Annotated in this window: 19 protein-coding genes; 11 read left to right on the forward strand and 8 right to left on the reverse strand. The window is 63.5% G+C overall.

Going from position 1 to position 18,734, the window contains the following annotated elements:
• Positions 1-32 precede the first annotated feature (32 nt).
• The 3 genes from rpmG to trxB form a co-directional block, all read right to left on the reverse strand.
• Complete coding sequence (gene rpmG / locus ACO2Q9_RS14300; protein WP_019425810.1) at positions 33-203, reverse strand: 50S ribosomal protein L33; 171 nt, start codon at positions 201-203, stop codon at positions 33-35.
• Positions 204-214: 11 nt separating this feature from the next.
• The gene (rpmB, locus tag ACO2Q9_RS14305) at positions 215-448 is read right to left on the reverse strand and encodes a 50S ribosomal protein L28 (RefSeq protein WP_093381525.1); all 234 of its coding nucleotides are present in this window, start codon (positions 446-448) and stop codon (positions 215-217) included.
• A gap of 183 nt (positions 449-631) precedes the next feature.
• Complete coding sequence (gene trxB / locus ACO2Q9_RS14310; protein WP_423312453.1) at positions 632-1,582, reverse strand: thioredoxin-disulfide reductase; 951 nt, start codon at positions 1,580-1,582, stop codon at positions 632-634.
• A gap of 151 nt (positions 1,583-1,733) precedes the next feature.
• Here trxB and ACO2Q9_RS14315 point away from each other — a divergent pair, with 151 nt between their 5' ends.
• The 3 genes from ACO2Q9_RS14315 to lolA all read left to right on the forward strand — a co-directional run bounded on the left by ACO2Q9_RS14315 (position 1,734) and on the right by lolA (position 5,529).
• Positions 1,734-2,408: a Crp/Fnr family transcriptional regulator gene (locus tag ACO2Q9_RS14315; RefSeq protein ID WP_423312454.1), complete on the forward strand. Its 675-nt coding sequence runs from the start codon at positions 1,734-1,736 to the stop codon at positions 2,406-2,408.
• 49 nt (positions 2,409-2,457) lie between these two features.
• Positions 2,458-4,803, forward strand: a complete 2,346-nt coding sequence (locus tag ACO2Q9_RS14320; protein WP_423312455.1) for a DNA translocase FtsK — start codon at positions 2,458-2,460, stop codon at positions 4,801-4,803.
• Positions 4,804-4,875: 72 nt separating this feature from the next.
• Entirely contained in the window at positions 4,876-5,529 is a 654-nt protein-coding gene (gene lolA, locus ACO2Q9_RS14325; RefSeq protein ID WP_423312456.1) for an outer membrane lipoprotein chaperone LolA, read from the forward strand.
• Between the two features lie 8 nt (positions 5,530-5,537).
• Here the strand turns inward: lolA and ACO2Q9_RS14330 are convergent, their stop codons facing one another.
• Positions 5,538-6,164, reverse strand: coding sequence for an N-methyl-D-aspartate receptor NMDAR2C subunit (locus ACO2Q9_RS14330; RefSeq protein ID WP_423312457.1), 627 nt, complete (start codon positions 6,162-6,164; stop codon positions 5,538-5,540).
• Between the two features lie 177 nt (positions 6,165-6,341).
• Between ACO2Q9_RS14330 and ACO2Q9_RS14335 the strand changes: the two genes are divergently transcribed.
• From ACO2Q9_RS14335 to ACO2Q9_RS14355, 5 genes are all read left to right on the forward strand, one after another.
• On the forward strand, positions 6,342-7,658 hold the full coding sequence (locus ACO2Q9_RS14335) for a replication-associated recombination protein A (protein ID WP_423312458.1): 1,317 nt from the start codon (positions 6,342-6,344) through the stop codon (positions 7,656-7,658).
• Positions 7,659-7,865: 207 nt separating this feature from the next.
• Positions 7,866-8,795: a branched-chain amino acid ABC transporter permease gene (locus ACO2Q9_RS14340; protein WP_423312459.1), complete on the forward strand. Its 930-nt coding sequence runs from the start codon at positions 7,866-7,868 to the stop codon at positions 8,793-8,795.
• A gap of 15 nt (positions 8,796-8,810) precedes the next feature.
• Positions 8,811-9,920, forward strand: a complete 1,110-nt coding sequence (locus tag ACO2Q9_RS14345; RefSeq protein ID WP_423312460.1) for an ABC transporter permease subunit — start codon at positions 8,811-8,813, stop codon at positions 9,918-9,920.
• 10 nt (positions 9,921-9,930) lie between these two features.
• Positions 9,931-10,701, forward strand: a complete 771-nt coding sequence (locus ACO2Q9_RS14350) for an ABC transporter ATP-binding protein (protein ID WP_423312461.1) — start codon at positions 9,931-9,933, stop codon at positions 10,699-10,701.
• 2 nt (positions 10,702-10,703) lie between these two features.
• Positions 10,704-11,420, forward strand: a complete 717-nt coding sequence (locus ACO2Q9_RS14355) for an ABC transporter ATP-binding protein (protein ID WP_423312462.1) — start codon at positions 10,704-10,706, stop codon at positions 11,418-11,420.
• Between the two features lie 5 nt (positions 11,421-11,425).
• On the opposite strand, the gene ACO2Q9_RS14360 is transcribed toward ACO2Q9_RS14355, so the two are convergent.
• Complete coding sequence (locus ACO2Q9_RS14360; protein ID WP_423312463.1) at positions 11,426-12,400, reverse strand: Bug family tripartite tricarboxylate transporter substrate binding protein; 975 nt, start codon at positions 12,398-12,400, stop codon at positions 11,426-11,428.
• A gap of 139 nt (positions 12,401-12,539) precedes the next feature.
• On the opposite strand from ACO2Q9_RS14360, the gene ACO2Q9_RS14365 reads away from it, so the two are divergent.
• The 3 genes from ACO2Q9_RS14365 (at position 12,540) to ACO2Q9_RS14375 (ending at position 15,093) form a co-directional block, all read left to right on the forward strand.
• Entirely contained in the window at positions 12,540-12,893 is a 354-nt protein-coding gene (locus tag ACO2Q9_RS14365; protein WP_423312464.1) for a hypothetical protein, read from the forward strand.
• A gap of 100 nt (positions 12,894-12,993) precedes the next feature.
• On the forward strand, positions 12,994-14,076 hold the full coding sequence (locus tag ACO2Q9_RS14370) for a hypothetical protein (protein WP_423312465.1): 1,083 nt from the start codon (positions 12,994-12,996) through the stop codon (positions 14,074-14,076).
• 3 nt (positions 14,077-14,079) lie between these two features.
• The gene (locus ACO2Q9_RS14375; RefSeq protein WP_423312466.1) at positions 14,080-15,093 is read left to right on the forward strand and encodes a hypothetical protein; all 1,014 of its coding nucleotides are present in this window, start codon (positions 14,080-14,082) and stop codon (positions 15,091-15,093) included.
• A 21-nt stretch (positions 15,094-15,114) separates the two neighbouring features.
• Here the strand turns inward: ACO2Q9_RS14375 and ACO2Q9_RS14380 are convergent, their stop codons facing one another.
• From ACO2Q9_RS14380 to ACO2Q9_RS14390, 3 genes are read right to left on the reverse strand one after another with little or no spacing between them, the layout of a single operon-like run.
• A complete protein-coding gene (locus ACO2Q9_RS14380) occupies positions 15,115-16,068 on the reverse strand; it encodes an acetamidase/formamidase family protein (RefSeq protein ID WP_423312467.1) in 954 nt (317 codons plus the stop codon).
• The gene (locus tag ACO2Q9_RS14385; protein ID WP_423312468.1) at positions 16,065-17,327 is read right to left on the reverse strand and encodes a hypothetical protein; all 1,263 of its coding nucleotides are present in this window, start codon (positions 17,325-17,327) and stop codon (positions 16,065-16,067) included. The genes ACO2Q9_RS14380 and ACO2Q9_RS14385 overlap by 4 nt, the downstream gene beginning before the upstream one ends.
• 12 nt (positions 17,328-17,339) lie before the next feature.
• Positions 17,340-18,353, reverse strand: coding sequence for a Bug family tripartite tricarboxylate transporter substrate binding protein (locus ACO2Q9_RS14390; RefSeq protein ID WP_423312469.1), 1,014 nt, complete (start codon positions 18,351-18,353; stop codon positions 17,340-17,342).
• Positions 18,354-18,734: the final 381 nt, after the last annotated feature.

Below are 18,734 nucleotides of genomic sequence, written 5' to 3' on the forward strand. Positions count from 1 at the left end.
TGCGGGGCTTTTCTGTTCAAGGAACCGCCGAATTACTTCAGCTTGATTTCCTTGTATTCGACATGCTTGCGAGCCTTGGGGTCGAACTTCATGATCGACATCTTCTCGGGCATGGTCTTCTTGTTCTTGCTGGTCGTGTAGAAGTGACCGGTGCCGGCCGTGGATTCCAGCTTGATCTTTTCGCGTCCGCCTTTGCTTGCCATGTTCGTGCTCCTTAAGCTTGGCCGCGTGCGCGCAGGTCTGCGAGCACGGCGTCGATGCCATTCTTGTCGATCAGGCGCAGTGCAGCGCTCGAAACACGCAGGCGAACCCAGCGGTTTTCGGTCTCGACCCAGAAGCGGCGATATTGCAGGTTCGGCATGAACCGGCGCTTGGTTTTGTTGTTGGCGTGGGAAACGTTGTTTCCGACCATCGGGCCTTTGCCCGTTACTTCGCAGACGCGTGCCATTTCAGCACTCCTTCAAACCGGCCTGTCTCCCGGCGCGACTGCAGGTCGCTCGAGTGACTGGCCTCACCTCGCCACTTCGGGGGCGGTGACCGGCTGGCGCAATCCCAGCAAAGCCGTCGATTATAGCGCGAAAGCCAGACCACAGCAAAAGCGACCATGGTCGCCTCGGGAAAGGTCAGCCAGTCAGTTGTTTTCCAGGAAGCGCTGCGCATCGAGGGCCGCCATGCAGCCGGTTCCGGCGCTGGTGATGGCCTGGCGGTACACGTGATCCTGGACGTCGCCGGCGGCGAAAACACCCGGCACGCTGGTCATCGTGGCGAAACCCTGCAGACCCGAGCGGGTGACGATGTAACCGTCCTTCATGTCCAGCTGGCCCTGGAAAATCTCGGTGTTGGGGCGATGGCCGATGGCGATGAAGCAACCCTTCACGTCCACCACTTCAGTGGCGCCGGTCTTGGTGCTCTTGAGGCGGATACCCGTCACACCGGTCTGATCGCCCAGCACCTCGTCCAGCGTGGCGTCCAGTTTCAGGGCGATCTTGCCTTCGCGGACCTTGTCCATGACCTTGTCGATCAGGATGGCCTCGGCCTTGAACTTGTCGCGGCGATGGACCAGATACACCTTGCTGGCGATGTTGGAGAGGTACAGCGCTTCTTCCACGGCCGTGTTGCCGCCACCGACCACGCTGCAGATCTGGTCGCGGTAGAAGAACCCGTCGCAGGTGGCGCAGGCAGAGATGCCCTTGCCCATGAACGCGGTTTCGGACGGCAGGCCCAGGTACTGTGCAGACGCACCGGTCGCCAGGATCAGCGTGTCGCAGGTGTAAGTGCCGCTGTCGCCCTTGAGCGTGAACGGACGCTTGCTGAAGTCGACTTCGTTGATGTGGTCGAACACGATCTCGGTCTTGAAGCGCTCTGCATGCTCGAGAAAACGCTGCATGAGTTCAGGGCCCTGCACGCCGTGGACGTCTGCGGGCCAGTTGTCCACTTCCGTGGTCGTCATGAGCTGGCCACCTTGTGCAATGCCGGTGATCAGCACCGGGTTGAGGTTGGCACGGGCCGCGTACACGGCAGCCGTGTAGCCAGCGGGGCCGGAACCGAGGATCAGGACTTTGGCGTGTTTGTTGTCAGACATGGTAAAAATGCCAGGGCGAGTGCTGGCTCCGTGTACATTTTGGGATGGAAGCTGGAGTATCAACCTTGCGGCCGGGCCTGGAGGTTTGCTTTATCAATCAGTGCGATTGTAAGAAGCCATCGCACCACACATACACGCTGGGGGATAAGAGATGTCGATGTTGTCCAACCTGGAGTTGATTCGACGGGTGCCGCTGTTCTCGATGCTGACGGCGGCGCAGGCCGAATCGGTGGCAGGTGCCATCGTCAAGCGGCGCTTCAAGCGCGGCGAATTCATCGTCGAACAGGGCAAGAAGTCCAACGCGCTGTTCATCCTCCTCACGGGCCGTGCCCGCGTGATGACGTCCGATTCACGCGGTCGCGAAGTGATCCTCGCGACCCTGCACCCCGGTGACCATGTGGGCGAAATGAGCCTCATCGACAACGAGCCGCATTCCGCCACCGTCCGTGCCGAAGTGCAAACCGATGTGTTGACGTTGGGTCGCACCGAATTCGCGCGCTGCCTCCCCGAAAACACCTCGATGGCCTACGCCGTGATGCGCGGACTTGTGCAGCGCCTGCGCCATGCCGACCGCAAGATCGAATCGCTCGCGCTGATGGACGTGTACGGCCGCGTCGCCCGTGCGCTGCTCGAGTTCGCCGTGCCCGATGCCGAGGGCGAACTCGTCATCCGCGACAAGATTTCCCGCCAGGACATCGCCAAGATGGTGGGGGCCTCTCGCGAAATGGTAAGCCGCGTCATGAAGGACCTGGAGGAGCGCGGTTTCATCGAGAATCGGGACGATGGCGCGCTGCTGGTGAAGGAGCGCCTGTCCGCCTTGGGCTGATCGTGATCGCCCGGTTGCTCCGGGTCGTTCTGCGGGCACCTGTTTCTGTATGACTTATTCGCTGAACACCCTGTCTTCCTCATCGTCCTCTTCCGCGCCGCAGCGTGCCGGCGCCGTCCGCTTCGCCAGCGAAATCGGTCTCATCCTGGGATTCGTCGCTCTCGTTTTCTGGTTCCTGGCCATGGTCAGCCATTCCGCGGCGGATGCTGCGTTTTCCACTTCCGGTGGTGGCAGTGCATTGCGCAATTGGGGTGGCCGCATCGGCGCCTGGCTGGCGGACGCGAGTTACTACCTTCTCGGCTTTTCGACGTGGTGGTGTCTGGCAGCGGGGCTTCGTGCGTGGCTGTCGGCCCTGGCCAACTGGATGCGTGGCGACACGGTCGTGCAAGTCGACGGTCGCACGCAGGCGTCACCGCAGAGACCCAGCCGCTGGGGCTTCTGGCTGGGCCTGGCGCTGCTGCTTGCCGCCAGTTGCGCACTCGAGTGGGCCCGCCTTTACCGGCTGGAACCGCGTCTGCCCGGCCATGCCGGCGGGGTACTCGGTTATCTGGTGGGGCCGTTCGCCGTGAAGTGGCTGGGCTTCACCGGCGCGGGCCTCGTGAGCATTGCGCTGGGCGTGATCGGCGCGGCGCTCGTGTTCCGCTTTTCCTGGAGCCATGTGGCGGAGCATCTGGGTAGCTGGGTTTACTCGCTGATCGAGACGCGCCGGGACCGACGTGAGATGGCCGAGGACATCGCCATCGGCAAGCAGGCTGCGCGCGAGCGCGAGGAGGTCGTGCTGGTGGAACGCGTGGAGATCGAGGAGCATCACCCCACACCGGTGCTGATCGAGCCTGTTCTCGTCGAAGTGCCCAAGAGCGAACGCGTGGCCAAGGAGCGCCAGAAGCCGCTGTTCACCGAGCTGCCCGACAGCAAGCTGCCACAGGTCGATCTGCTCGACGGTGCGCAGGCGCGGCAGGAAACGGTGTCGCCCGAGACGCTGGAGATGACCAGCCGCCTCATCGAGAAGAAGCTCAAGGACTTCGGTGTCGAAGTGCGCGTGGTGGCGGCGGCACCCGGGCCGGTGATCACGCGCTACGAGATCGAACCGGCCACTGGCGTGAAGGGCTCGCAGATCGTGAACCTCGCGAAAGACCTGGCGCGTTCCCTCTCGCTGGTGTCCATCCGCGTGATCGAGACGATTCCCGGCAAGAACTACATGGCCCTCGAGTTGCCGAACGCCAAGCGCCAGTCCATCAAGCTCAGCGAGATCCTGGGCTCACAGGTCTACAACGAAGCCAGATCGATGTTGACCATGGGCCTGGGCAAGGACATCGTGGGCAACCCGGTGGTGGCCGATCTCGCCAAGATGCCGCACGTGCTGGTGGCCGGTACCACGGGTTCGGGCAAGTCGGTGGGTATCAACGCGATGATCCTGTCGCTGCTCTACAAGGCTGAAGCCCGCGACGTGCGCCTGTTGATGATCGATCCGAAGATGCTGGAAATGTCGGTCTATGAAGGCATCCCGCACCTGCTGGCGCCTGTGGTCACCGACATGCGCCAGGCCGCGCACGGCCTGAACTGGTGCGTGGCCGAGATGGAGCGCCGCTACAAGCTCATGAGCAAGCTGGGCGTGCGCAACCTCGGCGGCTACAACAACAAGATCGACGACGCCAAAGCCAGGGGCGAGTTCATCTACAACCCGTTCAGCCTGACGCCGGACTCACCCGAGCCGCTGGAGCGCCTGCCGCACATCGTCGTCGTCATCGATGAACTGGCCGACCTGATGATGGTGGTGGGCAAGAAGATCGAAGAGCTCATCGCCCGGCTCGCACAGAAGGCGCGCGCGGCCGGCATCCATCTCATCCTGGCGACGCAACGCCCGAGCGTGGACGTGATCACCGGCCTCATCAAGGCCAACATACCGACGCGCATCGCGTTCCAGGTGAGCAGCAAGATCGACAGCCGCACCATCCTCGACCAGATGGGAGCCGAGGCGCTGCTCGGCATGGGCGACATGCTCTACATGGCCAGCGGCACGGGCCTTCCGGTCCGCGTGCACGGTGCTTTCGTCAGCGACGACGAGGTCCATCGTGTCGTCGCGTACCTGAAGGAACAAGGGGGGGAGCCGAACTACATCGAAGGCGTCCTCGAAGGTGGCACTGTCGATGGAGAAGATGGCGACCTGCTGGGCGAAGGCGGTGGCAGCGGTGGCGAGAAGGACCCCATGTACGACCAGGCCGTGGAGGTCGTCCTCAAGAACCGGAAGGCCAGCATTTCGCTGGTGCAGCGCCACCTGAAGATCGGCTACAACCGTGCGGCGCGACTCGTCGAGGACATGGAAAAGGCCGGGCTTGTGAGCGCGATGAGCGGCAGCGGCCAGCGCGAAATCCTCGTGCCTGCCCGGGCAGAGTAAACAATTTGAAACGGGCTGTGGCCGAACTCGGGCCACGATCGACGTTCAAAAACAGCGAACACATCAAGCAAGATGAAGACAGCAGCCGGTTATCTTTCCTTTTTCACCGTTGCGCTGGCATTGGGCGTGGCTTCATCGCCGGCGCGGGCAAACGGTCTGGACGTACTCGAGGAATTCCTGCGCAGCGCGAAGACGGGGCGTGCGGAGTTCACGCAGGTCGTCACGGCACCGGTGAAGGACGGACAGACTGCCCGTACGAAAACCTCCTCTGGCACGTTCGAATTCCAGCGGCCAGGGCGCTTCCGTTTCGCATACAGCAAGCCGTTCGCACAGGTCATCGTGGCTGACGGCAAGACGCTGTGGCTGCACGATGTGGACCTCAACCAGGTGACCGTGCGCCAGCAGGCCCAGGCGCTCGGCGCCACGCCGGCTGCCATCCTGGCCTCTGCATCGAGCATCCAGGCCCTGCAGGCCGACTTCACGCTCACTGCCGCGCCCGATGCGGAAGGCCTGCAGTGGGCAACGGCCACGCCCAAGGCGAAGGACGGACAGGTCCAAAGCGTGAAGGTCGGATTCCGCGGAAAGGAACTCGCCGCGCTCGACATCCTGGACAGCTTCGGCCAGCGTTCGCGTCTCACGTTCAGCAAGGTTGAACTGAATCCGCAACTTCCGGCGGGTGCCTTCGACTTCAAGACGCCGACGGGTGCCGACGTGCTGCGCCAGTGAGTGCAGTGCTACATGGCAAGCGCCAGGTTGCGCCGCGCCGTGGATTCGTTCATTTCACGGAAGTGGGCCGTGCTGTAGATGTAGTCCCGTGAGAGGAAGTCTTTCAAGAGCGCGCGCCGCTTGTGCCTGAACAGCCAGCCCGGCACCCATCCGTACTCCTCGCGAACCTGCGATTCGTACTCCGAGAAACGCATGGGCGAAGCTGCCAGGATCGACAGGTCCACGTCCACCAGGATCTGCTGATCCTGCGTCTTCGGCATCGACGCGTGCTGCGTGGCCATGACGAGTTCGTGCACACGCTGCAGCGGCTTGCCCGAGAGACCGGCGGATTTCAGCTCGCGCACCGCCCAGTCGGCGCTCTCCAGTTCGTTGCCGGCGTGTCGTGGCTCGTACACCGCGTCATGGAACCATAGCGCCGCCTCCACTTCGCCCCCATGCTCGCAGAGGTTCAGCACGGGCTCCAGTATCTCGATGCATTCGCCCAGATGCTGCAACGTGTGGTACTTGCGATGGGGCTGGTCGTAGGCACTGAGTAGCTTCTCGAAAAGTCCGGATGCAGGGCGCGAGCCCAGCGTGCGCCAGGCGCGCTGCCATGAACGGTCGAACAGGTGCATCTGCTCGTGGGCGGTAGGCATGCCGGTCGCAGCAAAACCTGAATGGCTCTCGTGCATGTCGGTGAGAAAAGGCCGTTGGTTTCCGGGCCCGCGCTTGTGGCAGGAGCCCGTCGGAAGGGATGCAGCCATGCTAACCTTCGCTGGCGAGGGCCGTCAATTGGCCACACGAAGCCATACGAACCCGAGCATCCCCAGTTCATGACGCCACCCCGTTCCCCCGCGCAAGCTCCTGCGTCCCGGCACCAGCCGCTCGCCGAGCGCCTGCGGCCGCGCACGCTGGGCGAGGTCGTGGGCCAGCAGCAACTGCTGGGCGAGGGCATGGCGCTGCGTATCGCGTTCGAATCGGGGCAGCCGCACAGTTGCATCCTCTGGGGGCCGCCCGGTACTGGCAAGACCACCATCGCGCGGCTCATGGCCGATTCGTTCGACGCCCAGTTCATCAGCATTTCCGCGGTGCTGGGCGGCGTGAAGGAAATCCGCGAAGCCGTGGAGCTGGCCACGCAGGCGCGCGACGGCCTGCAGGCGCAGCGCACCATCGTGTTCGTCGATGAAGTGCACCGCTTCAACAAATCCCAGCAGGACGCGTTCCTGCCGCACGTCGAGTCGGGTCTGTTCACCTTCATCGGCGCGACGACGGAGAACCCGTCGTTCGAGGTCAACTCCGCGTTGCTGTCGCGCGCCGCTGTCTACGTATTGAAGCCACTGGGCGATGACGACCTGCGCGTGCTTGTTTCCAAGGCGCAAGGCATCGGCGCGGTTCCCGGTATCGAGAAGGCTGCACTCGACCGCCTCATCGCCTATGCCGACGGTGATGCGCGCCGCCTGCTCAACACGCTCGAGACGCTGGCTGTCGCGGCGACGCGCGAAAAGCTCGGGCAGATCACCGACGAATGGCTGCTCAAGGTGCTGGGCGAGCGCATGCGCCGCTACGACAAGGGCGGCGAGCAGTTCTACGACACCATCTCTGCGCTGCACAAATCCGTGCGCGGCAGCGATCCCGACGCTGCCTTGTACTGGTTCGTGCGCATGCTCGACGGAGGCGCCGATCCGCGTTACATGGCGCGGCGAATGATCCGGATGGCCTCGGAGGACATCGGCCTGGCCGACCCGCGTGCCCTGCGGCTTGCGCTGGATGCTGCCGAAACCTACGAGCGGCTGGGAACGCCCGAGGGCGAGCTGGCCTTGGCCCAGTGCATCGTCTATCTGGCCGTGGCGCCGAAATCGAACGCCGTCTACAAGGCGTTCAACCAGGCCAAGACCTTTGTGAAGCAGGACGGCACACGCCCCGTGCCCATGCACCTGCGCAATGCGCCGACCAAGCTCATGAAAGAGCTCGACTACGGCAAGAACTACCGGTACGCCCACGATGAAGAGGGCGGTTTTGCAGCGGGTGAGAACTACCTGCCCGAAGGCATGAATCCCCCCGGTTTCTACCAGCCCGTGGAACGGGGTCTGGAAATCCGCATCGCGGATAAGTTGCGCGAACTGCGGAAATTGAACGATCAGAACGGCTAATGCTGCGCAAAAGCCGCTCGCAGCCCCTTTCCTAGAGGGAAAACCCCGTCGAAACCCGCTGCAGACGCAGTGGCGGGCTTGGCTACAATCGCGTCCACGAAACCCGCCCCGGACATCAGTTGGCGGGTTTTTTGCTAGTTGCATGGCTGGGGCCCAAAAGGCCGGGCAATGCCTGGCTGGGCCGACCCACAAGAACGGAGAGTCTTTATGGAAATATTGCTGCAACAGGTCATCAACGGCCTGGTCCTCGGCAGCATGTATGCCCTGGTAGCGTTGGGCTACACCATGGTGTACGGCATCATCAACCTCATCAATTTCGCGCACGGCGAGGTGCTCATGGTGGGCGCGCTCACCAGCTGGTCGATCATCGGCCTCATGCGCGACGCGATGCCCGGCACGCCCGGCTGGATCATCCTGATCCTGGCCACGCTGATCGCCTGCGTGGTGGCGGCGGTGCTGAACTTCACGATCGAGAAGGTGGCTTACAGGCCCTTGCGGAACAGTCCCAAACTGGCCCCGTTGATCACCGCCATCGGCATGTCGATCCTGCTGCAGACGCTGGCCATGATCATCTGGAAGCCGAACTACAAGTCCTACCCCACGCTGCTGTCCAGCGAAACCTACAACATCGGCGGCGCGGTCATCTCCCCCACGCAGATCATGATCCTGAGCGTGACGGCGATCTCCCTCACCATCCTGATGTGGCTGGTCAACTACACCAAGCTCGGCCGCGCGATGCGCGCCACCGCCGAGAACCCGCGCGTGGCTTCACTCATGGGCGTGAAGCCCGACATGGTCATCTCGGCCACCTTCATCATCGGCGCAGTGCTCGCCGCCATTGCCGGTGTGATGTACGCGTCCAACTACGGCACGGCCCAGCACACCATGGGCTTCCTGCCCGGGCTCAAGGCGTTCACGGCAGCCGTGTTCGGCGGCATCGGCAACCTCGCGGGTGCGGTGGTCGGCGGTGTGCTGCTGGGCCTGATCGAGGCCATCGGCTCCGGTTATCTGGGCGTGCTCACGGGCGACATCCTGGGCAGCCACTATTCGGACATCTTCGCCTTCGTCGTGCTGATCATCATGCTCACGCTGCGTCCTTCGGGGCTGCTGGGTGAGCGCGTGGCGGACCGGGCCTGACCGAGGAGCGACGACATGACCGACAACATGAAGAAAACCATCGGCTGGGTCATCGGTGGTATTGCGCTGCTGGTGCTGCCGATCATCCTGCAGGGCTTCGGCAACGCGTGGGTGCGCATCGTCGACCTGGCGCTGCTCTATGTGCTGCTCGCCATCGGCCTGAACATCGTGGTCGGCTACGCCGGCCTGCTGGACCTGGGCTACGTGGCGTTCTATGCCATGGGCGCCTATCTGTTCGGCCTGATGGCATCGCCGCACCTCTCGGACACGTTTGCCGCATTCAAGGCCGCGTTCCCGAATGGCGTGCACGTCTCGCTGTGGTTCGTGATCCCCATGGCCGCACTGTTCGCCGGAGTGCTGGGCGTGATGCTCGGCGCGCCGACGCTCAAGCTGCGTGGCGATTACCTCGCCATCGTGACGCTGGGCTTCGGCGAAATCATCCGCGTGTTCCTGAACAACCTGGACGCGCCGATCAACATCACCAACGGCCCCAAGGGACTGGGGCAGATCGATGCGATCACCATCTTCAGCTTCCCGTCGCTGGGCATTGCCGGCATCAACCTCGGGCGGCCGCTCGAGGTGCTGGGTTTCCGCATGTCGTCGGTCACGCTGTATTACTACCTCTTCCTCTCGATCGTGCTGGTCTCCATCCTGATCAGCTACCGCCTGCAGGTGTCGCGCATCGGCCGCGCCTGGATGGCCATCCGCGAAGACGAGATCGCCGCCAAGGCAATGGGCATCAACACCCGCAACATGAAGCTGCTGGCCTTCGGCATGGGCGCGACGTTCGGCGGCGTGTCGGGCACGATGTTCGCAGCCTTCCAGGGTTTCGTGTCACCCGAGTCCTTCAGCCTGATGGAGTCGGTGATGATCGTCGCCATGGTGGTGCTGGGTGGCCTGGGCCACCTGCCGGGCGTGATCCTCGGGGCCGTGCTGCTTGCCGCGTTGCCCGAGGTGCTGCGCTATGTCGCCGGTCCGCTGCAGCAGATGACGGACGGCCGTCTCGATGCGTCCATCCTGCGCCAACTGCTCATCGCCCTGGCCATGATCGTCATCATGCTGTTGCGGCCCCGCGGTCTCTGGCCCGCGCCGGACCATGGCAAGTCCCTGACCACCAAGACCTGAGGACCCAGCCATGGCAGACATCATCCTCAACGTCGCGGGCATCTCCAAGCGCTTCGGTGGTCTTCAGGCCCTGAGCGACGTGGGCCTCACTATCGAACGCGGTCAGGTCTATGGCCTGATCGGTCCCAACGGCGCCGGCAAGACGACGTTCTTCAACGTCATCACCGGGCTGTACACGCCCGACAGCGGCACCTTCGAACTGGCGGGCAAGCCCTACAAGCCGACCGCGGTGCACGAAGTGGCCAAGGCCGGCATTGCGCGTACCTTCCAGAACATCCGCCTCTTCGCCGACATGACGGCGCTGGAGAACGTGATGGTCGGCCGTCACATCCGCACGAAGTCAGGCGTGTTCGGTGCCATCCTCCGCAGCCCCAAGTTCAAGGCGGAAGAAGCGGAGATCGCCAAGCGCGCGCAGGAACTGCTCGAGTACGTGGGCATCGGCAAGTACGCCGACTACAAGGCGCGTACGCTGAGCTACGGCGACCAGCGCCGCCTGGAGATCGCGCGTGCGCTCGCCACCGACCCGCAACTCATCGCGCTCGACGAACCGGCCGCCGGCATGAACGCCACCGAGAAAGTGCAACTGCGCGAACTCATCGACCGCATCCGCAAGGACAACCGCACCATCCTGCTGATCGAGCACGACGTGAAACTGGTGATGGGGCTGTGCGACCGTGTCACGGTGCTCGACTATGGCAAGCAGATCGCGGCAGGCTCGCCCGCCGACGTGCAGAAAAACGAAAAAGTGATCGAGGCTTACCTCGGCACGGGAGGTCACTGACCATGTCTCAAACTTTGCTGAAAGTCAGCGGCCTGAAGGTGGCCTACGGCGGCATCCAGGCCGTCAAGGGCGTGGATTTCGAAGTGCGCGAAGGTGAACTCGTCTCGCTCATCGGCTCCAACGGGGCCGGCAAGACCACCACCATGAAGGCCATCACCGGCACGCTGCCGTTCACCGAGGGCACCATCGAATACCTCGGGCAGACCATCAAGGGCAAGGGCGCGTGGGACCTGGTGCGTGGCGGTCTCGCCATGGTGCCCGAAGGCCGCGGCGTCTTCACGCGCATGACCATCGTCGAAAACCTGCAGATGGGCGCCTACATCCGCAGCGACAAGGCGGAGATCGCGGCCGACATCGACCGCGTGTTCACCACCTTCCCGCGCCTGAAGGAACGCGCCGCGCAACTTGCGGGCACGATGTCCGGCGGCGAGCAGCAGATGCTGGCCATGGGCCGTGCGCTGATGAGCCGCCCGAAGCTGCTGCTGCTCGACGAACCGTCGATGGGCCTGTCGCCGATCATGGTCGACAAGATCTTCGAGGTGGTGAAAGACGTGTCGTCGCAGGGCGTGACCATCCTGCTGGTCGAGCAGAACGCCAGCCGCGCGCTGTCCATCGCCAACCGGGGTTATGTGATGGAGTCGGGGTTGATCTCCATGACCGGCGATGCGCAGGACATGCTGAAGGACCCGAAGGTCCGCGCAGCCTACCTCGGCGAATAAATCACTCAGTCGACCTTCGCGCCGGACGCTTTCACGACCTTCTCGTACTTGGCGAGTTCGCCTTTCATGAACGCGCCGAATTCCTCGGGCGTCGTGGGCACGGGCTCGGCCATCAGACCGGCAAAGCGCGTTTTCGTTTCGGGCGTGTTGAGCGCCGCGACGAAGGCCTGGTTCAGGCGGGCGATCACGTCGCGCGGTGTCGCGGCCGGTGCGACCAGACCCCACCATGTATCGATCGAGAAGCCCTTGAGCGTGTCGGCCACGGGCGGCGCATCCGGCAGCGCTGGGGACCTGTTGAGCGTGGTCACCGCAATGGCCTTCAGTTTGCCCGAGCGGATGTTGGGCGCAGCGGTAGCCAGGTTGTCGAAGTTGAAATCGACCTGACCGGCCAGCAGCGCCAGTTGCGCCGGATTCCCGCCGTTGTACGGAATGTGCACCGCGAAGATGCCGGCCTGTGCCTTGAACATCTCGCCTGCGAGGTGGCCCGCGCTGCCGTTGCCGCCACTGCCGTAGTTGAGTTTGGCGGGATTGGCCTTGGCGTAGGCGATCAGATCGGCCACGGAGTGGATGTTCAGGCGCTGCGCCGTGTCGGCGTTCATCACCAGCACGTTGGGCACGCGCAGCATCTGTGTGATCGGCGCGAAGTCGGTTGCCGCGTTATAGGGCATCTTGCTGTACAGCCACGGATTCACCGCATGCGTGGCCGTGGCGGAGATGCCGATGGTCAGCCCATCCGGAGCGGCTTTGGCCACCGCGTCCGCACCGATATTGCCGCCGGCGCCTGGCTTGTTTTCGATGATCACCGTGCCGAGTGAGTCCTTCACGCGTTCGGCCAGCACGCGGGCCGTCACGTCGATGGGGCCACCCGGGGCATACGGAACGATGAGTCGGACGACACGCTGTTGCGCGAAGGCCCAGGGGGCGGCTGCGAGGGCGGCACCGGCGGCGCCAGCCTGGAGGATTTGTCTGCGATGGGTCATAGCCTGTCGATTGTGCCGCGAGAGGGCCGTCGGCCGCGCTGTGACATTCCCTTACTGCGAACTGTCCGGCAAAGCGACGGATTCCCGGGCAAGCCACCGTTCAACAGGCTCCACTACCGGGAAAACCCAAGGAAATGCCATGAACCTCCATCACACCTCCGCCCTCCGCATGCTCGCCGCCGCCTGTGTGCTCGCCAGCACCGGCGCCGCATTTGCACAAACCGCCGAGCCGGCGACCCCGCGCATCGACCAGCGCGAGCAACGCCAGGACACGCGCATCGAGAACGGCACGGCCTCCGGCCAGCTGAATGCCCGCGAAACCAACCGCCTGGAGCACCAGCAGACGCACATCGACAACATGGAGTCGCGCGCCAAGGCCGACGGACAGGTTTCCCGTCTGGAGCGCGCGCGCATCACGCGCGAGCAGAACCAGGCCAACCGCCGCATCAAGATCCAGAAGCACGATCGCCAGCGCACCGCACCTGCGTCCTGAGCGTGGTTGCGTGAACTATTCACGGCGACTCACATGAACAAGGGATGCGCCGTGTCACTCGCCGTACCTAGACTCCGGTGGTCTTTCCACTGGAGTTCTCATGGGTCTGCCTGCATCGAAGTCTTCCTTATGGCGTTGTCTGGTTGCCGGTGCAATCGCAACCCTGGCGTGTTCTGCGCAGGCCGCCTATGACCAACCCGCACTGACAGAAGCGCCCGAAATCGCGCTGCAGCAGCGCTTCCAGACGGACCTCCGGAAAGTGGAGGGTGACGCCAGCTTCTTCACACCGGTCGCGGGAGTCGCCTGGCCGTGCGAGGTCTCCCAGCTACAGCAATACCAGGCGGCGGGCTTGCAGATGGCGATTCCGGAGGAACGCGAGAAGATCCGCAAGATGAGCCGCAAGATCCTGCGCGACTCCGGCTTCGACGCGAGTCAGGCAGGCAACAGCATCCCGGCTTACAGCAACATCGTCATCCATCCCGTGCGCGCCGACTGCAAGGACGGCAAGCTCGACGGCGATGTCGAAGTCCTGGCGTCCTATGAGACGTTGATGGAGACGGTCTCCACCATGCCGTTCAACGACAAGGCCGTGAAGATGACCAGCCGCTTTGTTTCCACCGAATCGCACCGGTCTGTGACGCGCTTCGAAGCCGGCGAATACAAAGGTCCGCGCACGTCCATCAAGCGGACGTTCAACAGGCACTCGACCACCTACGACGACGCCGCCGTGGCGAAGATGCTCTCGCACGCGCAGCCGCCGGAAGTCAAGGAGCCGAACCTGATTTTCAATTACCCGCCGGATGCAGGCCGTGGGCTGACAGGCACCTTCACCGTGACCACCACCCCCAAGTTCAGCGCGGGGCTACTGGGCATGAGCACGAAATTCGAACGTGGCGTCAACACCAGCTTCATGGAGAACAGCACCGACGTGATGCGCATGGAGATGTACACGGGGCCCCAGCTCACGGTGGTCTCCACCACCCCGAGCCGCGACGGCAAGCCGCACGGGGAACAGGTGACCCTCAGCGAAAACTATCTCAGGAAAAACAACCTGCGCATGGACCAGATTCCCGGGATGGAGCAGGCGCGTATCGTGACCTACAAGGGACAGGAGATGATCGAGAAGCGCATGTGTTTCATCGAGGGTGAAATCGTCAAGACGGCCGTTTGCCCGAAGGATTGAGCGATGCGAAGGAATCGTCTGGCGGCGCTGGTGCTGTCCTGCGCTGCGATGCTCCCCGGCAGTGCCGTCCACGCACTGGATGTCAACAACACGGACTTCTATCCGTGCGTGCAGGGTGACTGCCGCAACGGGTGGGGTGTGGTCAAGATGGCCGTGTTCAACATGTTCATCGAAGGAAACTGGCGCAACGGCAACACGATCCCCGGCGATAAATACCTCGTGAGCCACGCGCTGGCCCGCGACCGGAAGTACGAGCAGTACTACGGCGAGGACGGCATGCAGGATCGCGGTGCGAACATCCGTGCACTCGGCGCGCCCGGCACGTCTTTTCCCGTTTTCACGGGCACCTATTCACGCGTTGATCATCCCTTCATGCGCCAGCGCCTCGCCGTCTTCCAGGAAGGCACCTACGCGCTGGGCAACGGTATCGAGTTCCGTGGGCGCTTCGACTACCTGCCGTCACGTGGCGGTGAGGCAGGTCGCATCACCACCGGTCATTTCATTTTCTTCGGCGACAAGGTCGACACCGAGGACAACACCGTGGAGACGGGCCTGTACGTGAGCACGACGGAAATTTCCAGCGGCGCGATGATCCGTTTCGTGAAGGCCCGCCCGGACTACATGCTGGTGCTGCAGCAGCAATACCAGAAGGAGCAGATGCTGGCAGCCGACGACTTCGCGCAGCAGGACCGCGAGAAAAGCTGGCGCATGGCCTTCGCGATCCTGGGCGAAGTGGCGATGGGCATGGCGAATGCGCGTGCCAGCAGTGGCTTCGGCGGGGGCGGCAGCTCATCGGGCAACAAGTTCGCGATGGACATGATCGGCGGAATGATGCGCGGCGCCGCGCCGGGCGCGCCATCGTCGGCCAACGCCGCGCCCGCAGATCCGTCCACCCGGCTCATCCAGATGGTCACCGGCGCTGCCCTGGGCAAGATGACCGGCGACAAGGCGATGGCAGACAAGCTTTCGGCCGCCGTTGCGACCGGCATCGAGAAGGCGAACGCCGCCGGCAAGTAGTCCGGTTTCTGAACAACGACTTCATTCCGCCTTGCGCGGCGGCATGTCCAGTACATGCCACGGCAATTTGGCATGCACGCCGTTGTTGCCGTTCACGATCTGGGTGATGATGAGGTCTGCCTGCAGCGAGCACAGCACGTAGGCTTCCTGCCGGGTCAGCCCATGCTCATCGGCGAGCAGATCGACCATGTCGCGCGTGGCCTGGCGTGCCGCCTCGTACAGATCCTCATGGAATCCCATCGTGATCACGTGCGTGGAAGTGAGGATGCGCGGGCGCGCGAGCGCGATCCCGGGAAGAAGCGTGATGCGAAGACGCACATGCTCGAACGCGGATTCGATGGCAGTCTGGTTGAGTTCGCCGTGACCCTGCGCGGCATGCGCATCACCCGCGTAGAACAACGCACCATCCACCCACACCGGCAGCAGCAGGCTGGTGCCGGCCACGAGTTCGGTGCAATCCATGTTCCCGCCGAATTCACCGGGAACCGACGAAATGTGCGGTCCCGGCTTCGCCGGCGCGACACCCATGATGCCGAGGAAAGGCCTGAGATGAACCGTGGCCTTCTCGCCCAGTTGCGTGGTCATCGTCTCACGATCGAGTCTGAAGTGGCGGATTTCACCACCGTCGATCTCGTCCTTCAGGAGCCCACGTCCGATGCCCCTGGGAAGCAGAACATTGAAGCCGTGATCACGCAGCCGCAGTTCGAGGATGTCCACGCGCAATGCCATGCCGGGGCGTGCGCCGTTGATGTGGAACGGCCCGGTCATGCTGTGCGGGCCTTTGCCTTTGTATGAATCGCGCAGTTGGCGTATGTGATCGAAGTCGCTGGCCGGGGTAACGGCATCGCCCCAGAGCTGCCACGTGTCAAAGACGATTTCATCGCCCGACTCGATGCCGAGGACAGCCGGGAATGCAGAGTCGATGACGCCGACGCGCACGGTCTCGTCGGTGGCCTTGAGATGGTGGATGGTCATTGCTTGACCACGCCTTGATCCTTGTCGAACTCGTCGGCCTGCTTGCCACGTAGCGAGTCAACCAGCTTGCGCACCGCGACAGTCGCGCCTTTGCCCGCCGTGTTCCCGAAGATGAATCGCGCGAGCTGGCCGCCCAGGTACGGGTGGAAACCCATGTCATAGAGCGTCCGGAAATCGCGCTGCTCGATGGCTGCACGCTCCTGTGGCCGCAACGCGTATCTGTCCAGGACCAGCGCCTCGCTCGCCGCGAACTCCTCGCGCAATGACGGATTCCATTTGAGGTCCTGCACCAGGTCGTGCCCGGCCAGCGTCGGATCGAAGTCGGCGAGCTTCGCCGGCGGCGGATCGCCGAGCGGCAGGGCAGCGGGTGGTGGCGGGGCAGGCGGAGCCGATGAAGCATCGAACTTGCTGCCGTGGAGATCCCAGATGACACCACCGATGCCGCATTTGAAATCGGCGTGCACGGCGTAGCCCGACTGCATCCCCTTGCAGGGTCCGATGGCGCCCAGTACGACCAGCCATGCCAGCAGTTCTGACGTACCGCCGGCGCCGGCGTTTTCCATCCGGTCGATGGTGAGCTCACGCAAAACGCGCTCGTGATCGCCCGACGCCATCAGCTCCAGGAACCAGAGATCGAAGTCGCGATCGATGAAGAAGTAGCGCGCCCCGCCTGGCTCATGGCTCAGGCCGCCCGAGCCCAGCAGGGCGACACGAAGACCGGCGGGCAGCTCGTCGCGGATGACTTCAGCCAAGGCCTGCCCGAATTCATAGGACTGCCTCTGGTCGGGGAACGGAGGCACTGTGCAGTTCTGGAGAATGGGGATCAGTGCGACGCCCGTGGTGTCGAGCTCGAGCATCACCGAGGGCACGGACACGTTGTCGTCGAAGCGAAGGTTCTCGCGCTCCGCGAACAGGCGATGGCCGCGACGGTTCATGCCGCGGAAGATCGCCTCCGACAGCTCGGGCCGTCCCGGGACGACATAGTCGCGGCAACCGATCCATTCCTTGAACCACTCGTAAGGTCCCTTGTGCTCCGGGGCCATGCCGATGAGGAAGTCCGGATAGCAGCGCACACGGCTGTTGGCCAGATGGTCATTGGCGACGATGATCAGGACGTCGGGCTTCGTTGCGAGCAGTCGGGTCCGGATCGCAGCGTACATGTCCTGCACGACGTCCTTGACGTCAGCCGGTGCCGCGCCCAGCAAACCCACCAGTCCGGGGGCGTGTGGCGCGCCTGCCGCAAAAACCATCTCTGCCATGGCCGGGAGCTCTCAGGTGTCCAGCGTGATCTTGTTTTCCCGGATGACGGTGCCCCAGCGCGCACGCTCCTTCTGCACGAAATTCTGCACTGCTGCCATGTCCATCGGCGGGTAGGGAATCAGCCCGAGCTTGTCGAGCGTCGGGCCGAACTCGGGATCGGAGATCACGGCCTGGGTTGCCTTGGCCAGGCGATCCTTCACATCGCTGGGCGCAGCACTGGCGGTCGTCAATGCGTACCAGCTCGACGCTTCAAAGCCGGGGTAGCCACTTTCAGACATGGTCGGAATCTCCGGCAGGGCGGAGCTCCGTTGCAGGGAGGTGACTGCCAACGCGCGCAATGTCCCGGCCTTCACATGGGGCACGGCCGTGGTGACGACATCGAACACCGTGTGTATCTCGCCGGATCGCAATGCCGTCAGGGCGGGAGCGGTTCCGTTGAAAGGAATGTGCTGCATGCGGATGCCAGCGGCTGCGTTGAAAAGTTCAACGGCCAGATGAAGGGGATTGCCGATACCTGGCGAGCCGAAGTTCAACTGGCCAGGGCGCGCCTTGGCATATGCAACGAAATCGGCGACGGTTTTCACCGGAAGGGAACTGTTGACGACCATGGTCAGGGGCATGTTCGCAACAACGCCCACTGGCGTGAGGTCCTTGTCCACATCGTAGGGAAGCTTCTTCGTGAGTTGGGGCGTCACGGCGAGCACACCTTGTCCGGCGAAGAAAACCGTGTAGCCATCTGCACCGTTCTGCAGTGTCGCTTGTACCGCGACGGTGGAGTTGGCGCCGGGACGGTTGTCGGCAATGACAGGTTGTCCCAGTACCTTGGAGAGACGATCCCCGAAAAGCCGGGCCAGCTGGTCTGTCGGACCTCCCGCGATGAAAGGAATGATGAGCCTGACCGGCCTGTCGGGATAGGCCGCGTGGCTGAGGCCCGGCGCAAGGACGGAGGCTGCTGCCAGGCCCTGGATGAAGCGGCGGCGGTCGATGCCGGCTGGCGTGACTGGGATGGACAAGGGTGAGCTCATGCGGAATCCTGGTTCGGGGAGGAGGGGATGGGTGGATTCTGGTCACCGCGACACGCTGCTTCTGTATCTGGCGATACATCCGGAAGCCCTCGATCGCCGCAGGTGCCGCTGTATCAGCCGATACAGACGGCGCGCACGGCGAAGCAGACAATGTCAGCAGACAGGCGCGTCTCATGGCCGCCAGGCTTTATTTCGCGTCGTGGCGCGTTGCGTGCCGGCGCTTCATCGGAAGAGGTGTGAAGTAAATGACGAACCCCAATCAGCCCGGCTTCAACATCCTGCGGCTCGGCTACATCGAGTATCAGGTCGTGGATCTGGAGCGTTCGCGTGATTTCTACGTTGACGTCATCGGCCTCTTCGAGACATCCAGGGACGCCGATG

The organism is Variovorax sp. VNK109 (genome assembly GCF_049445855.1).
Taxonomy (GTDB): domain Bacteria; phylum Pseudomonadota; class Gammaproteobacteria; order Burkholderiales; family Burkholderiaceae_C; genus JAGOCV01.

Excerpts from the sequence above, each read along its gene's own strand:
- ACO2Q9_RS14330 (WP_423312457.1), bottom strand. The coding sequence starts at position 6,164 with ATGCCTACCGCCCACGAGCAGATGCACCTGTTCGACCGTTCATGGCAG.
- ACO2Q9_RS14320 (WP_423312455.1), top strand. The coding sequence starts at position 2,458 with ATGACTTATTCGCTGAACACCCTGTCTTCCTCATCGTCCTCTTCCGCG.
- ACO2Q9_RS14355 (WP_423312462.1), top strand. The coding sequence starts at position 10,704 with ATGTCTCAAACTTTGCTGAAAGTCAGCGGCCTGAAGGTGGCCTACGGC.
- ACO2Q9_RS14340 (WP_423312459.1), top strand. The coding sequence starts at position 7,866 with ATGGAAATATTGCTGCAACAGGTCATCAACGGCCTGGTCCTCGGCAGC.
- ACO2Q9_RS14365 (WP_423312464.1), top strand. The coding sequence starts at position 12,540 with ATGAACCTCCATCACACCTCCGCCCTCCGCATGCTCGCCGCCGCCTGT.
- rpmG (WP_019425810.1), bottom strand. The coding sequence starts at position 203 with ATGGCAAGCAAAGGCGGACGCGAAAAGATCAAGCTGGAATCCACGGCC.
- ACO2Q9_RS14315 (WP_423312454.1), top strand. The coding sequence starts at position 1,734 with ATGTCGATGTTGTCCAACCTGGAGTTGATTCGACGGGTGCCGCTGTTC.
- ACO2Q9_RS14360 (WP_423312463.1), bottom strand. The coding sequence starts at position 12,400 with ATGACCCATCGCAGACAAATCCTCCAGGCTGGCGCCGCCGGTGCCGCC.
- ACO2Q9_RS14345 (WP_423312460.1), top strand. The coding sequence starts at position 8,811 with ATGACCGACAACATGAAGAAAACCATCGGCTGGGTCATCGGTGGTATT.
- trxB (WP_423312453.1), bottom strand. The coding sequence starts at position 1,582 with ATGTCTGACAACAAACACGCCAAAGTCCTGATCCTCGGTTCCGGCCCC.
- ACO2Q9_RS14385 (WP_423312468.1), bottom strand. The coding sequence starts at position 17,327 with ATGGCAGAGATGGTTTTTGCGGCAGGCGCGCCACACGCCCCCGGACTG.
- ACO2Q9_RS14335 (WP_423312458.1), top strand. The coding sequence starts at position 6,342 with ATGACGCCACCCCGTTCCCCCGCGCAAGCTCCTGCGTCCCGGCACCAG.
- lolA (WP_423312456.1), top strand. The coding sequence starts at position 4,876 with ATGAAGACAGCAGCCGGTTATCTTTCCTTTTTCACCGTTGCGCTGGCA.
- ACO2Q9_RS14390 (WP_423312469.1), bottom strand. The coding sequence starts at position 18,353 with ATGAGCTCACCCTTGTCCATCCCAGTCACGCCAGCCGGCATCGACCGC.
- rpmB (WP_093381525.1), bottom strand. The coding sequence starts at position 448 with ATGGCACGCGTCTGCGAAGTAACGGGCAAAGGCCCGATGGTCGGAAAC.
- ACO2Q9_RS14370 (WP_423312465.1), top strand. The coding sequence starts at position 12,994 with ATGGGTCTGCCTGCATCGAAGTCTTCCTTATGGCGTTGTCTGGTTGCC.
- ACO2Q9_RS14350 (WP_423312461.1), top strand. The coding sequence starts at position 9,931 with ATGGCAGACATCATCCTCAACGTCGCGGGCATCTCCAAGCGCTTCGGT.
- ACO2Q9_RS14380 (WP_423312467.1), bottom strand. The coding sequence starts at position 16,068 with ATGACCATCCACCATCTCAAGGCCACCGACGAGACCGTGCGCGTCGGC.
- ACO2Q9_RS14375 (WP_423312466.1), top strand. The coding sequence starts at position 14,080 with ATGCGAAGGAATCGTCTGGCGGCGCTGGTGCTGTCCTGCGCTGCGATG.